Origin of the sequence: Streptomyces tardus, from assembly GCF_018101125.2 — a bacterium.
In the GTDB taxonomy this organism is placed as follows: domain Bacteria; phylum Actinomycetota; class Actinomycetes; order Streptomycetales; family Streptomycetaceae; genus Streptomyces; species Streptomyces tardus.
This window is the reverse complement of the sequence record NZ_JAELVF020000004.1, coordinates 658,793-674,525: the sequence shown is the minus strand read 5'-3', so window position 1 is coordinate 674,525 and position 15,733 is coordinate 658,793. Positions and strand designations below refer to the sequence as shown.

The following is a 15,733-nucleotide window of genomic DNA, read 5'->3' as shown; positions in this document are numbered from 1 at the left end:
CGGTGGTGAGCCCGCACACACCGGACGAGCCCCGACGGGGATGAGAGCAGCCATGGCGCACACGGACCGCCGCTTCGCCGCGGTCGTCGCCGCCTATTCCGTCTCTTCCTTCGGTACGTATCTCAACCTGATCGCACTCAGCCTCTTCTCCTACGAAGTCACCGGTACGGCGCTGGGCGTCGGGCTGATGATGGCGCTGCGGCTGTCGGCCGGCTTCGCCGCCGGGATGACCTCGGCCGCGCTGACCGCGCGAGTCCCGCGGGCGCACGTGATGTACGGCGCGCATCTGGCGCAGTGTCTGACCCTGCTCGTCCTGGCACTGTGCGCCGACGACGCACCGCCCGCGCTGCTCGCGGTGGCGGTCGTGGTGCTGGGTGCGGCGAACACCTGGTTCTCGGTCTCCCTGCGCAGCTCGGTGCCGGCGATGGTCGGTGCCGAACTGCGCGGCCGGGCCAACGGCCTGCTGGTGACGGCCCGTTCGATCGCCACGGTGCTCGGATTCGCCTCCGCCGCCGTCATCATCGGGTTCGGCGGCTACGCGCTGGCCTTCGCGGTGAACGCGGCGAGCTTCGCGCTGGCCGCAGCGGTGCTCCTGGTGGCGCGCCCGCGCACCGAGGAGGAGCCGAGCGGGGCCGTCCCCCCGGGCGGGCAGGCCACCGCCGGCGGGCAGGTCACCCCGAGCGCGCAGGCATCCGCACCGGGGCAGACCCGTACCGGGCTGCGGCGGCTGGGCTCGACACTGCCCGCGGTGCTGCTGGCCCTGGTCGCTCTGCGCGGGCTCGACGCGCTGGCCTCCTCCTCGCACAACGTCGCGCTGCCGGTGGTGGCCCACTCCGAGGCCCCGGACAACCCCGCGCTGCACATGACCCGCTTCTGGGTCGCCTGGGCGGTCGGCACGGTGCTGGCGCATCTGGTGCTGCGCCGCCGCCGGGGCGAATCCGCCTGGAGCGTACGGGCGTTCGCGCTGGGCACCTGTGCGATGTCGGTGGCCTTCGTCGCCGCCTTCCTCGGCCTGCCCGCGATCGGGCTCGTCCTGGTGGCGACAGCCGCCGGCTTCGCGGACGGCTGGACCGAGATCGTCTACACCTCGCGGTTGCAGGCCGCGCCCGAGCCCGAGCGCACCAGGCTCTTCGGGCTCTCCGCCACCGCCGAGCAGTCCGGTTTCGCGCTCGGCACCGTGGCCGCCGCCGGGGCGCTCGAAGCGCTGCCGGCGCTCGCCGTCGTCGGACTCTTCCACGCCACCGCCGCCTGCGGCGCCCTCCTGCTGTTGCTGTACGCCGTCCGACGGCACACCCCCGAACGACCGTCCCCCGAGGCGGACCATGGATCAGACGAGAGAGGCGCGCATGGAGCACGTGCGAGGGCAGGACCTGTGTCGGGGCCCTGAGCCGGAGCAGGACGAGCGGGACCCGGTGGACGCGGTCGACGCGCTGCTGCGTGCCGCGGGAGCCCGGGGACCCGCGGGAGGGGACGGCGTCGGGGGCGTCGCCACCGTGGAGAGCGACGGCACCGGCGGCAGCCGTGGATACGACCGACTCCTGGAGGACGCACGGCAGTTGCTCGGCGGGCTCCGGGCGCACGGGGTTCGTCCCGGCGATCCCGTGGTGCTGTGCGGACTGCCGCTGGAGGACTTCTTCACCGCGTTCTGGGCCTGTGTGCTCGGCGGCGCGCGGCCCGCGGCCATCGCCGAGAGCCCGCTGCCCGGTACGCCCGCCCGCAGCCGGCTGCTGCACACCGTGCGGCTGCTGGGTTCACCGCTGGTGCTGACCGACGCGGCCGGGGCGGCGGCGTCCGCGGACGGCGACGGCCCGGTCCCGCTGCGCACGCTGGAGCTGCGCGAGTGTCTCGGGGCCGCGCCCGCCCGGGAGTTCCACACGCCGCGGCCCGGTGACACCGCGCTGCTGATGCTCTCCTCGGGCAGCACCGGCGAGCCCAAAGCCGTACGTCTGACCCACGGCGGGCTCGCGGACTTCGCTGCCGGCACCCGCCGCATCCTGGACGTACGGGCGGGCGACACCCTGGTCAACTGGCTGCCGCTGGACCACAGCGGGGCCTTCCTCATCTACCACCTGCTGCCCGTCTTCACCGGCAGCACGGGGGTGCACGCGGCCACCGACCTCGTGCTGGCCGATCCGCTGCGCTGGCTCGACCTGCTGCACGAGCACCGGGCGCAGCACGGCTGGGCGCCGACTTTCGCCTACCGCCTGGTGGCCGAGGCGCTCGCCGAGCGCGATCCGGGCACCGGCTGGGACCTCGGCGGGCTCAAGTCCCTGGTCTGCGGCGGGGAACGGGTGGCGCTCCCGGTGCTGCGCGACTTCCTCGCGGCGACCTCCCCGTACGGCGTGCGCGAGGGACATCTCGCCCCCGTGTGGGGGATGGCCGAGACCGTCACCGCGATCACCTGGGGCAGGCTGGACCGGCCGGGGACCGTGCACCGGCTGCGGCGGGACAGCCTCGCGGGCCGGCTGGTCCGGGCGGACGCGGGCACGCCGGAGGAGGAGTGCGCCACCTTCGTCGCCTCCGGTTCACCGGCCCACGGCACCACCCTGCGCATCGTCGGCGAGGACGGCGCCCCCGCCGGCGCCGGGCACATCGGCCGCCTCCAACTGCGCGCTCCCGCACGACTGACTCCCGGGTACGTCAACAACCCCGCCGCCGATGCCGAGGCGTACCCCGACGGCCGCGAGTGGCTGGACACCGGGGACCTCGCCTTCCTCGACCAGGACCAGGTGGTCGTCACCGGCAGACGCAAGGACATCCTGGTGCTCAACGGGCACAACGTCTCCTGCCACGAGGTGGAGGACACCGCGGCGCGGGTTCCGGGCGTACGGCTGGGGGAGGTCGCCGCCTGCGGGGTGCCGCATCCGACCAGCGGCACCGAGGAGCTGGTCCTGCTCTTCGTGAGCCGGGGTGCGCGGGAGGACGAACGGATCGCCGGCGAGCTGCGCGCGGCGCTCTTCGGCCGGTTACGGCTGACCGTCGCCCGGACCGTGCCGGTGGCCGAGTCCGACTTCCCCCGCACTCCCGCGGGGAAGGTCAGACGCCAGGAGCTGAGGTCCCGGCTGCTGGCGCCGGAGACACCTCTGACGGCTCGGAACACCGATGCGCCGCGGGACCGAACGGACGCCCACGCGCCCGGGGCGGGCGCCCCGGCGGATCGGGACGCCGACGGACGACGGGAGGTCGCGGACGTACCGGCGAGTGCAGAGGCGGAGGCGGACGGCGGGCCGGGGCGCACTGCCGGGCCGCAGGCGGACGCTGTGGCGCGGGTCGTGCGCGAGGAGCTGGCCCGGCTCGTCGGACGGCCGGTCGAGGACGGGGTGCCCTTCTACGAACTCGGGCTCACCTCGGTGCTGTTGGCGCGGCTGCGCGGACGGCTCGAGGAACGGCTCGGCGTCGGCGTTCCGTCGACGCCCGCGGGTCGTGCCCCGCCCGCCGTGCGGCCGTCGCTTCCGGACGGTCGTACGCGGGCGGGGCACGACCCGCGGGCGTCGACGGCAGGGCGGGCGGGGCCCTCACATCGGACGACGACCGGGCGGCGGGCCGGCAGGAGGCGGCGGGCGCGGGCGGCGGCGAGGACCGCCGACTGGCGGTGGTCGGCATGGCGTTGCGCTTCCCCGGTGCCCGGACACCCGAGGAGTTCTGGGCCAACCTGCGCGAGGGGGTCGTGAGCCTGCGCCGTTTCGGGGAGGACGAACTCGCCGGCGCCGGTCTGACCGCCGAGCAGCGCCGGGCACCCGAACTCGTACCGGTGGCAGGGGTGTTGGACGAGGTGGAGTCGTTCGACTCGGAGCACTTCGGGATCGCCCCGAAGGAGGCGCGGCTGACCCATCCCGCGCACCGGCTCTTCCTGGAGGTGTGCCACCGCGCGCTGGAGGACGGCGGGTACGCCGGGGAGGGCGGCCCGGAGCGGATCGCGGTCTTCGCCGGTTCCGGTATGAACCTCTACGACCACCAGACGCCGGGCCGGTCGCAGCACCGAGCCGGTCAGGAGAGCGACCCCGCCACCGAGATGCAGACCGCGATCGGCCGCGGGTCGGACTTCCTGGCCTCCCGGGTCGCCTACCGGCTGGGCCTGCGGGGGCCCGCGGTGGGAGTGCGCACGGCGTGCTCCAGTTCACTGGTCGCCGTCCATCTGGCGGGTCAGGCGGTGCTGTCCGGGGACGCCGATCTGGCGCTGGCGGGCGCCGCGGCCGTGCATCTGCCCCAGGAGAGCGGCTACCGCACCGGCCCCGGTTCGGTCCTCTCCCCCACCGGCAGCTGCCGGACCTTCGACGCCGAGGCCGACGGCACGGTCGGCGGCAACGGGGTCGCCGTCGTACTCCTCAAACGCCTGGACCGGGCGCTCGCCGACGGAGACACCGTGCACGCCGTCGTGCTGGGCTCGGCGATCAACAACGACGGCCGGGGGAAGGTGGGCTTCACCGCCCCCGGGGTGCCGGGTCAGGTCGAAGTGGTGCGTCGGGCGCTCGCTCGCGCACGCGTGCCGGCCGAGTCCCTGTCGTACGTGGAGGCGCACGGCACCGGCACCCCGGTGGGCGACCCGGTGGAACTGGAGGCGCTCGCCGAGGCTCTGGGCGAGCACACCGACCGCACCGGCTTCTGCGCGGTCGGCTCGGTCAAGCCGAACGTCGGCCACCTCGACAGCTGCGCCGGAATGGCCGGACTGATCAAGACGATCCTGAGCCTGCGCCACCGCACCCTGGTGCCGACGCCGGGACTGACCCGGCCGCACCCCGAACTCCGTCTGGAGAAGGGCCCGTTGGCCCTGGTGCGGGAGCTGTGTGCCTGGACGGTCGCGGACGGCGTGCCCCGTCGGGCCGGCGTCAGCGCCCTGGGAGTGGGAGGTACCAACGCGCACGTGGTGCTGGAGGAGGCGCCGGAGCGGCGGACCGGACCGGCCGCCGGGCAACCCTCGCTCATTCCTCTCTCCGCGCGTTCGCCCGAGGCGCTGGCACAGGTCGCGGGCGCGCTCCGCGACCGTCTGCGGCAGCGTCCCCCACTGCACCCGGCCGATGTCGCCACCACTCTCGCGCTGGGGCGGCCGCACCATCCGGTGCGGGACGCCGTCGTCGGCCGCACGGCGGACGAGATCGCCGACGCGCTGGAGGCCGTCGTCCGGAGGGCCGGGAGCCAGGAGCAGGGCCCCGTCGGGCAGCGTGGGCGGAGCTCGTCGGCTCCGGTGTGGGCGTTCGCAGGACAGGGCAGCCAGCGGCGCGGGATGTCCGCGGGGCTGTACGCCGCGTTCCCGGCCGCGCGGCGGACGTTGGAGCAGTGTGCGGAGCTCTTCCGCAACGAGTTCGGCGGTGAACTGCTGCCGCTGCTGCTCACCGCGGACCCGACGGTGCGGGAAACCGGCGGCGGGGAAGGGCCGAAGGCGGGCGCGACGGGCGACCTGTGGCCGACGGACACCGCGCAGGCCGCGCTCTTCAGTCACCAGGCCGCCCTGGTCGAGGTGTGGCGGGGCGCGGGTGTGCAGCCGGCGCTGCTGCTGGGTCACAGCGTCGGCGAGTACGCGGCGCTCTACGCGGCCGACGCGCTGACGCTGGCGGACGGGGTGCGGATGACGGGGTGGCGCGGCGGCCTGATGGAGAGCCTCGGTGCGCGCGGCGGGATGCTCGCCGTACGCACCGACCGGGAGCGGGCGCAGCGGTTGGCGACAGCCAGCGGCGCCGAGGTGGCCGCGGTCAACGGCCCGGCTTCGGTGGTGCTCTCCGGCGACCCGGCCGCGATCGAATCGGCCCGAGTGCTGTGTGCGCAGCAGTCCTTGGAATGCCGAACGCTCCCTGTCGACCGGGCCTTCCACTCCGCCGCCGTCGAAGGAGCGCTGGCGGAGTTCGGCGTGCGGGCACGGCGGGTGCGCCTCGGCCCGCTGCGAGTGCCGCTGGTGAGCTGCCTCGACGGGGCCGTACTGGAGGTCGGCGCTCGGGTGGACGCGGAACACCTCTGCCGCCAGGCCCGGCAGCCGGTCCGGTTCGACCTGGCGATGGCTGCGGCGTGGGAACGCGGTGGCCGGGACTTCGTCGAGATGGGCGCCGACCGGACGCTCACCGGCCTCGGCCGGCACTGTCTGCCCGGCAGCCGCTGGGTCTCCGCGCAGGGGCCCGGCGAGGCGCACGAGCAGGTGAACGGGTTGCTCAGCGGCCTCGGTTCGCTCTACCGCGCCGGGGCCGAGCTGCGCTGGGAGGCGCTGTGCGCAACGGGCGGCCGGGTGCCGCTGCCCGGCCATCCGCTGCGCACGCGGCACCTGCCGTACGACCCCGCGGCGGACGAGCACGTACGGGGCGACGGACGCGGCGCACCGACGGGTTCCGGGGCCGCCGTCCGACCGGCCCCTGCCGCGGCGGCCTCCGTCGACGGCTGCCGCGCCGCCGCGCAAGAAGCGCAGAACTACACCGAGGAGCCGGATGTGGACGCCGAACTGCTCATCTCCATAAGGCGGTTGACGGCCGACAAGCTGGGCCGCGAGCTGGCCGAGGTCGGACCGGACAGCTCGTTCTTCGAGCTGGGCGCGGACTCGCTGTCACTGATGGGGATGACCGCACGGCTGCGCGAACTCCACGGGGTGCGCGTCCCGGTGCGTGAACTGTTCGACACGGTCGACACCCCGCGCCGGCTGGCCGAGCGCGTGCGCCCGGAAGCGTCCGACGTCTCGGCGCCGGCGGTCGGGGCGGACCCCGTCGCGCCGGGCGAAACTGCCGCCCCGGGCGCCGAGGCTGCGGATGCGCGGGCGGACGCGGCTGCGGCGCCGACGTCGCTGCCGCCCGTACCGGAGCGCCGTGAGTCGACGCCGGACGCGGCGCACGTGACGCGGCCTGTGCCTCAGCAGGAGCGGCAGGAGCCGTCCGAGGTGGAGGCGGCAGCACGGGCGCCGCGGGCTCCCGGATCTGTCGGCGACGCTGCGGAATCCGCAGCGGTCACCGCGGCCGATCCGTCACCGACGCATGCACTGCTGGGGCGTCAGCTGGAGGTGGCCGAGCAACTCGTGCGCCAGGTGGGCGGGTTGCTCACCGGTCAGCTGGAGGTGCTGCGCGCCGCGCCCGGACCGGCCGGTGCGCCAACGGCTCCGGCCGCGGGCCGGACGTCCGGGTCCACGGACGGCTCGCGGTCCGAAGCCGCGCCGCCCCTGCGCGGGGCGGCCGGTGCCGAAGCGCGGCAGGAGGCTCCGTCGGAAGCGGGTGCCGCGCCCACCGGTGCCGCGCCCACCGCCGCTTCCGCGACCGGCCCTCGGGGCGGCGCCCCGCAGGACGGCGGTGCCGTGGCGACGCAGAAGCCCCCGCCCCCACCGGCGACCGCCCCACAGCCCGGCGCCGGGTCGCCCCTCGACGCCGGGGCGCGCTGCGACTTCAGTCTGTACTTCTTCGGCGACTACCCCCAGGACACCTCGGACCGGGCGACGCAGGAGGACGCGGACCGCTACGGACTCGTCCTGGACGCCGCCGAGTTCGCCGACCGGCACGGTTTCCACGCGCTGTGGTTCCCCGAACGGCACTTCAACTCCTTCGGGTCGCTCTTCCCCAACCCCTCCGTGCTGGCCGCCGCACTCGCCACCCGAACCCGCCGGATCCGCCTTCAGGCCGGTTCGGTCGTACTGCCGCTGCACCACCCGATCCGGGTCGCCGAGGAGTGGTCGGTGGTGGACAACCTCTCCGGCGGACGGGCCGGGCTGTGCTTCGCCGGCGGGTGGCACGCGACGGACTTCGCGCTCGCCCCGCAGCACTACGGCCGCCACCGCGAGGTGATGTACGAGCAGCTGGCGGACGTACGGACGCTGTGGTCCGGCCGCCCGCTGGCGACCGCGGCCGGGGACGGCAGCCCGGTCGAGGTGACGCTGCATCCGCGCCCTGTCCAGCGTGAACTGCCGATGTACGTCGCTGTGGTGAGCAATCCGGACAGCTACCGCAGGGCCGCCGCCGAAGGGCTGGGGGTGGTCACCAATCTGATGACCCAGACCGTGGAGCAGCTGGCGGAGAACATCGCGCTCTACCGGCGCACCCGCGCCGAGCACGGGCTGGATCCGGCGCAGGGCCGGGTCGTGGTGCTGGTGCACACCTACCTCGGCGAGGACGGCGAGCGGGCACGCGCGCAGGCGTACCGGCCGTTCGTCTCCTATCTGCGTTCCTCGCTCTCCCTGTTCGACCAGGTGACCAACAGCCTGGGCTTCGACGTGGACCTGGAGGGCGCTTCGGAGGAGGACGTCGACTTCCTGCTCTCCCGCGCCTACGACCGCTACTGCTCCTCGCGTGCGCTGATCGGTGACGAGCGGGAGGCCGCCGAGGTCGTCGAGGGCCTGGTGGCGGCGGGTGCGGACGAGATCGCCTGCTTCGTCGACTTCGGTGTCCCCCGCGAACAGGTCATGGCCGCGCTGCCGGTCCTGGACCGGCTCCGTCGCGCACAGGCGCAGCCGTACGAGCCGCGGTCCCACGCCGCGCACGCGTACGCCCCGCAGTCCCACGCCCCGCAGCCCGGCGTCTCCGGCCCCGAGGCCCCGTCAACGGCGGCCCTGCCCGACGGGCCGGCGCCGCAGCCGGCTTCCGACCGGGGTCGTGACGCCGGCCACCGGCCGGTGCCCGAGGGCCCGGCGGAAGCCGGGCCGCAGACGTCCGGACTGCCGCTGACGCCCGCGCAGCGGCGGATCTGGTTCCTGGAGCAGCTGCATCCCGGCAGCAGCATGTACCACGAGCCGAAGGCCGTGCTGCTCGAAGGCGCTCTGGACACCGGGGCGTTGCGGGAGTCGCTGCTGGCGGCCGTGGCACGTCACGCGGCGCTGCGCACCGTCTTCGGCGACCGGGAGGGCGTGCCCTTCCGCGAGGTGCGGGCGGACATGGCGGCGCACTGTCCGGTCGAGGACCACGACGGCGCCACCGTCGACGAGGCGCTGCGCGCGGTGCTCGAGACGGCGGGGCGAGAGACGTTCGACCTCGCCGAGGGCCCGCTCCTGCGCGCCCGGCTGCTGCGGCTCTCCGACGAGCGCCATCTCCTGTTCCTCCTCGCCCACCACATCGTCTTCGACTCCTCCTCGACCGCCGTGCTGGTCGGCGAACTCGCCGCGCACTACCGCGTCCTGACCTCGGCGGACCCGCAACACCCCGTCGACGTCTCGGAGTTGCCCGTTCCCGCGGTTGTCGCGCCGGACGAGCGGGAGGTCGCGGCGTCGGTGGAGTTCTGGCGCGGTCGGCTGGCGGACGCCCCCGATCTGGAGCTGCCGACCGACCGGCCGCGGCCCGCGGTGCGCACCGGCGAGGGAGCGAGCCTCACCCACGAGCTGGACGGCCGGCTCGTCGCCGCCGTCTGCGCCCTGGCCGCCGAGCGGCGTGCGACGCCGTTCATGGCGCTGACCGCCGCGGTCGGCGCGGTCCTGGCACGCTTCGCGGGGCAGCGGGACCTGGTGGTCGGCACCGCGGTCTCGGCGCGCTCCGCCGGCCAGGAGCAGCTGATCGGCCTCTTCCTGGACACCGTGCCGCTGCGGCTGGACTTCACCGGCGATCCGGACTTCCCCGCACTGCTGCTCCGGGTGCGGGAGGCCGGCGCCGACGCGTACGAGCACCGGGAGGTGCCCTTCGAAGAGCTGGTGGAACGGCTGAACCCGCGACGCGACCCGGGCCGGAACCCGCTCTTCCAGGTGATGGTGGAGTACGAGCGCGAGTCCGCGGTCGACTTCGCCCCGCCCGCGGTGCGCGCCGCCCTGATCGACGTACCGAGCGACCGCGCCCCCTTCGACCTCAGCTTCTACCTGACACACCACGGGAACGGGGTGCGGATGATGGTGGAGTACGACACGGCGCTCTTCGACGCCGTCACGGTGCGGCGCCTGGTGGCGTACGTGGAGCTGGTGCTGCGGCGGGCGGTCGAGGCCCCGGCAGCGACCTTCGGGGAGCTGACCGCCGTCTCGGACGCCGACCGCGCTGTGCTGGACGGGCTCGGGCGCCCCGCCGGGACAACGACGCACGAGGACACCACGCTGCACGCACTGGTACTGCGACAGGCCCGCCGGACACCGGACGCCGTGGCCGTCGAGCACGGCGAACAGCGTCTGTCCTACGGCGAGTTGGCGCTGCGAATCGGCTCTCTGACGCGTCTGCTGCAAGCCCGTGGGGCGGGGCGCGGCAGCCGCGTCGCGGTACTGCTGCCACGGAGCGCGGGCCTGATCGCCGCACTGCCCGCGGTGCTCGCGGCCGGCGCCGCGTACGTACCGCTGGACCCCGGAGCGCCGACGCCGCGGCTGGCGGACCAGCTCCTGGACTCGGAGCCCGTGCTGCTCCTGGCCACCGAGGAGTTGCTGCGCGCCCACCCGGGCCTCGGGGACGGCACGCCGGTCCAGCACCTCGACGCGGACGGCTGCTTCGGGCCCGTCGATGCGGCGCGGCCCGGGGAGCCGGTCGGCGTCGGGGAGGACCACGGGGAGCCGGTCGGCGGTGGGGTACGGCCCGAGGACACCGCGTATCTGCTCTACACCTCGGGCTCGACCGGGCGGCCCAAGGCCGTGGTGGTGCCGCACCGGGGGCCGGTCAATCTGGTGCGCGCACAGCTGGCGGCCCATCCGCCGCTGCGCACCCTCCAGTGGACCTCCGCCGTCTTCGACGTGAGCGTGCAGGAGATCTTCACGACGCTCGCCTCCGGAGCGGCGCTGGTGCTGGTCGACGACTCCGACCGCCACGATCCCGTCGCGCTGGCCGAGGTGGTGCGGCGGCACGGGGTGGGCAGGATGTTCATGCCGTACACCCCGCTCAAGCACCTGGTGGACAGCGGTGTGGAGCTGCCCTCGGTGCGGGAGCTGATCTCGGCGGGCGAGGCGCTCGAAGTGGGCCCCGCCCTGCGGGAGTTCCTCGCCGCTCATCCCCGTCTGGCGCTTCACAACCAGTACGGGCCGACGGAGGCCTCGGTCATCGTCACCTCCCAGCAGGTGGACCCGCGGGGCCCGAGGTGGGCGCCGATCGGGCGGCCGATCCCGGGCGCGGTGGTAGAAGTGCTCGACGATGCGGGGCAACCGGTGCCGGTGGGTTCGACCGGGGAGATCCACCTCGGCGGTGTGCCCGTGGCCCATGGCTACCACGCGCGCCCGCGGGAGACCGCGGCGGCGTTCACGACCGCAGTGGCGGGCGGGCGCCGGTACCGCACCGGTGACCTGGGCCGCTGGAACTCCGACGGCACTCTCCAGTTCCTCGGCCGGATCGACGACCGGGTCAAGGTCCGCGGCCACCGCGTCGAGCCGGGCGAGGTGCAGGCGGCGTTGGCCGCGCTCTCCGGGGTCCGCGACGCCGTGGTGCTGCCCCGCCGCGACCGGCACGGACAGTGGGAGCTGGTCGCCTACGTGGTCGGGAGAAGCACGGACGTCGGGGCCGAGACGCTGCGCGCCGCGCTGGCCGAGATGTTGCCCGACCACCTCGTACCGCGCGGCTGGGTGGTCCTCGACCGGCTGCCGGTGAACGCCGCCGGCAAGCTCGACCGTGCACGGCTGCCCGAGCCCGGCCGGGCCGGCGACGCGGGCGGCGGTCAGAATGATGTACCGCCGTCGACCGACTGGGAGAAGGCGCTGCACGCGGTCTGGTGCGAGGAGTTGGAGCTGCGTCGGATCGGCGTGACCCGTTCGTTCTTCTCGGTGGGCGGCCACTCGCTGAGCGCGGTTCGGTTGATGAACCGGATTACCGCTCTGTGGAATCCGGGCCTGTCCATGGCCGACTTCTTCCGCGCACCGACCATCCGCGCGCTGGCGCGGATGCTGGAACAGCGGGAGACAGCACGCGAGTTCGGCACGTCCCCCCGGCCGGGTACTCCCGGCCGGTTGCCGGAAGCCACGGCGGAGCCCGCCGCCTCGGCTACGGAACCCGCGGAACGCAACCAAGCCGTGGCACCGCCGGAGCCCGCGACGCCGGCGAACGATGCGGTGGACCCGCCGGAGGGGGACGACGCGGATCGCGACGGGGCGGCGGAGGTGGTGGACAGGGCGCCGATGCCGGCCACGATGCGCAGGCTCTGGCTGCGCCACCACCAACGGGAGGACGCCAGCGTCTACAACGTCGCCCAGCGGATCGATCTGGAGGGCACGCTCGACCCGGAGGATCTGCGGCAGGCACTCGCCGGCCTCGTCGCACGCCACGGCGCACTCCGCAGTCGGGCCGTACGGAGGGCGGAACGGCTCCTGGTGGAAGAGCTCGCGGACGTACCGGTGGAGCTGCCGATCACCGAGCTGACGGGAGGGCCGCAGCTCGCGGACGGTCCGGCACGGCCGGAGACGACCGACGGCTCGTACCCACGGCCTGCCGACGAGAGCGCGCACGGGGCGGCCGACGACGCGTTGGACACCGTGGAGCGCTGGTGCCGGGAACAGGTGGCGCAGGTGATCGCGATGGACCGGGCGCCGCTCTTCCGCTTCCGGCTGGCCCGTCGCGGCCCCGAGAGTTGGACCCTGCTGACCGTCTGGCACCACGCCATCTGCGACGGGTGGTCCTTCGGTGTGCTGTGGCGCGACCTGGGTGAGCTCTACCGGGCCCGTGTGCAGGGCGACGCTCCCCGGTTCGCCGTCCCCGCGGGCCGGTTCACCGAGGTCGCCCGGGCCGAGAGCGAGCGGGACGCGGCGCGCGGGGCGGAGCTGGAGGAGTTCTGGCGTGCCGAGCTGAAGGGGACGACGACCGTACTCGCGCTGCCCTGCGACCGGCCGAGGCCCCCGGTGCTCTCCGGTCGTGGAGCGCTGTGTGTCGGGGAGCTGGACGGGGACTTCGGCGCGCAGCTCGCGCAGGCCGCACGGTCGCTCGGTGCCACGCCGTACTCCGTGCTGGCCGGTGCCTTCGCGGTGTGGGCGGCACGCCGGCGCTCGGAGGCGACCGGCCGTACGCCCGGCGAGGACCTGGTCCTCACCGTCTCCAACGCCAACCGGCTGGGCCGGGACCGCGAGCAGGTCGTCGGCCTGGTCGGCGACGCGGTGCCGCTGCGGGCCGGGTTCGGCGGGGTCGAGGGATTCGCGGAGCTGGTACGGCAGTTGGGCGGGACGCTCTTCTCGGTGCTGGACCACCAGGACCTCCCGCTCGGGGAGATCGTCGATCTCCTGGAGCCGGGGCTGCCCGCCGCGCTGGTGCCGAACGTGCTCTTCACCGTGGTCACCGCACCGCCGCAGAGCGTCGAGCTGGCAGGGCTGTCCTCCACGGTGCGTACGCTGCCGACCGCTGGTGTCGCACGCACCGAGCTCTACGTCGTCCTCGCACCGCACGAACAGGGGCTCACGGTGACGTTCGAGTACTCCACCGACCTCTTCTCGTCGGCGACCGTCGAGTCCTGGTCCGCCGAACTGATCGCGCTGCTGCGCCGGGTCGCCGCCGACCCGGAGCTGCCACTGTCCGAACTGCTGCGTCCAGCCACGGAGTACGACCAGCGGTAGCGCTCGCCGTCCGTCGGCTCGGCGCCGGGAGATCGGTCTGCGTCGAGCCTGCGGGCTCGGCCGCGGCCACGGCGTGCGGTGGGGCGCCACAACAGGCCGCCCCACCGCTCGCTCACGCCCAGGCGCACCGCGCCCCACGCCCGAGCCCGACGCCGTCACCGCCACCTGCACCGCTGAAGACACCGACAGGCATCGGACCGCGGGCGGGCGGGAGTTGACGGCAGCGGCGCCTCGGACTGAAAGTTTCCGCCACTCAACGGCACAACACCAGGTCAGCACTTGCTCAACTGGTGTAGACCACCGGGGGTGCGCCCGTGGTCTTTACGAGTGGTACTCGCGCCTGCGTTACTCATGCCCAACCCCGGCCGCCCCGATCGGCGGTCCTGTCGGACACGGCTCCGCCCGTTCCGGCGAGACCGCTCCCCCGCCCCCGCCCGCACCCGCGGTTCCGTGCCGAGCACCACGGGAACCGCCGGCCGACTCCCCTTCCGGGCCGCCCCGCCGACGGCTGATCACCGGCTGCGCAGTGGGCGCACTGCTGCTGACCGCCTCACCGGCCCAGGCCGCCCCGCCGACGCATCCGCCCGCCGCCGGCACCGTGAGCGCCGCCGGTACCGCGAGCGCGGACGCACCGGCCGCCGAGCGTCGGGGCGAGGCCTCGCGCTGGGCCGAACGGCAGCTGCGCACGATGTCGTTGGAGCAGAAGGTCGGACAACTCTTCAACACCTACGTCTACGGCGAGAGCGCCGACACCACCGACCCCGAGGACGTCGCGCGCAACCAGGAGTGGCTCGGCGTGGACAACGGCCGCGAGGCGGTCGAGAAGTACCACCTCGGCGGCGTCATCTACTTCGCCTGGTCGGACAACCTGGCGCAGCCCGCGCAGGTCGCCGGCCTCTCCAACGGCCTCCAGCAAGCCGCCCTGGGCGAGCGGAAGTCGGGCGTCCCGCTGCTGGTCTCCACCGACCAGGAGCACGGCGACGTGAGCAGGCTCAGCACCCCGGCCACCAGGCTGCCCGGGGCGATGGCGCTGGGCGCCACCCATCGGCCGGCCGACGCCCGGCGGGCCGCCCGGATCTCGGGCAGCGAGCTGCGGGCCGTCGGCATCAACCAGAACTACGCGCCGGTCGCGGACGTCAACGTCAATCCGGCCAACCCGGTCATCGGCACCCGGGCGTTCAGCAGCGATCCGCGGCTCACCGCAGCGCTCGCGGCGGCCCAGGTGCGCGGCTTCCAGTCGGGCCGCGGGAGTGTCGTGGCGACCGCCAAACACTTCCCCGGGCACGGCGACACGGACGTGGACAGCCACACCGCCCTGCCGGTCATCCACCACACCCTCCCGGAGTGGCGGAAGCTGGACGCGCCTCCGTTCCGCCAGGCGATACGCGCCGGCGTCGACTCGATCATGAGCGCGCACATCCAGTTCCCCGAGCTCGACCCGACCGGTGACCCCGCCACCCTCTCCGAACCGATCATGACCGGGCTGCTGCGCGAGGAACTGGGCTACGACGGCGTCGTGGTCACCGACTCGCTGGCGATGGAGGGCGTACGGGAGACCTACCCGGACGAGGAGGTGCCGGTGCGGGCGCTCAAGGCCGGGGTGGACGTCCTGCTGATGCCGCCGGACCTGCCGGGCGCCCATCGCGCCGTGCTCGAGGCCGTGAAGTCCGGCGAGCTCACGGAGGAGCGCATCGACACCTCGGTGCGCCGGATACTCAAGCTCAAGCACGACCGCGGCATCGTGCAGCGGCCCCTCGTCGACCCGTCCGAGGTGGACCGACGGGTGGGCACACCGGGGAACCTCGGGGCCGCCCAGCGGCTCAGCGACCGTACGACCACGTTGATCCGCAACGAGGACGGGCTGCTGCCGCTGGACGGCGGCGCCCGGGACCGGCTGCTGGTCACGGGGTGGGGCGAAGCCGCCACCGAGCAGTTCGCCGACCGGCTGAAGGAGCACGGCGCCACCGCCGCACACCACTGGCCGGGCGACAACCCTTCCGCCGACGCGGTGGCCGAGACCGTGCGCGAGGCGAAGGACCACGACACCGTGGTGGTGCTCACCAACGGCACCGGCAAGTCGCCCGGACAGGCGCGGCTGGTGCAGGAGTTGGAGGCCGCCGGCGCGGCAGTGGTGACGGTGGCCGTCGGCACGCCGTACGACATCGCCCACTACCCGGACGCCGGAACCCATCTGGCGACCTACTCGCGCAGCCCGGTGGCGGTGGAGTCCGCGGTGCGGGTGCTGCTCGGCGAGAGCGCTCCGCGCGGCAGGCTGCCGGTGACGGTGCCGAGCGCACAGGATCCGCAGAAGCCGATGTTCCGTTTCGGGCACGGTCTGCGCTATCGACGATGAACCGCGGA

The 15,733-nt window shown here is 74.4% G+C and carries 4 protein-coding genes; all 4 read left to right on the top strand.

The window, feature by feature from the left end; translation table 11 throughout:
• The first annotated feature begins 52 nt into the window (after nucleotides 1-52).
• The 4 genes from JGS22_RS25385 (at nucleotide 53) to JGS22_RS25360 (ending at nucleotide 15,725) form a co-directional block, all read left to right on the top strand.
• Nucleotides 53-1,387 carry an MFS transporter gene (locus JGS22_RS25385; protein WP_211039588.1) on the top strand — a complete coding sequence of 445 codons (1,335 nt, stop codon included), beginning with the start codon at nucleotides 53-55 and terminating at the stop codon, nucleotides 1,385-1,387.
• The gene (locus tag JGS22_RS25380) at nucleotides 1,323-3,671 is read left to right on the top strand and encodes a non-ribosomal peptide synthetase (RefSeq protein WP_236074346.1); all 2,349 of its coding nucleotides are present in this window, start codon (nucleotides 1,323-1,325) and stop codon (nucleotides 3,669-3,671) included. The genes JGS22_RS25385 and JGS22_RS25380 overlap by 65 nt, the downstream gene beginning before the upstream one ends.
• Nucleotides 3,602-13,372, top strand: a complete 9,771-nt coding sequence (locus JGS22_RS26675; RefSeq protein WP_236074345.1) for a non-ribosomal peptide synthetase/type I polyketide synthase — start codon at nucleotides 3,602-3,604, stop codon at nucleotides 13,370-13,372. Before JGS22_RS25380 ends, JGS22_RS26675 begins: the two co-directional genes overlap by 70 nt.
• 526 nt (nucleotides 13,373-13,898) lie before the next feature.
• Complete coding sequence (locus JGS22_RS25360; protein ID WP_308405889.1) at nucleotides 13,899-15,725, top strand: glycoside hydrolase family 3 protein; 1,827 nt, start codon at nucleotides 13,899-13,901, stop codon at nucleotides 15,723-15,725.
• The last annotated feature ends 8 nt before the right edge of the window (nucleotides 15,726-15,733 follow it).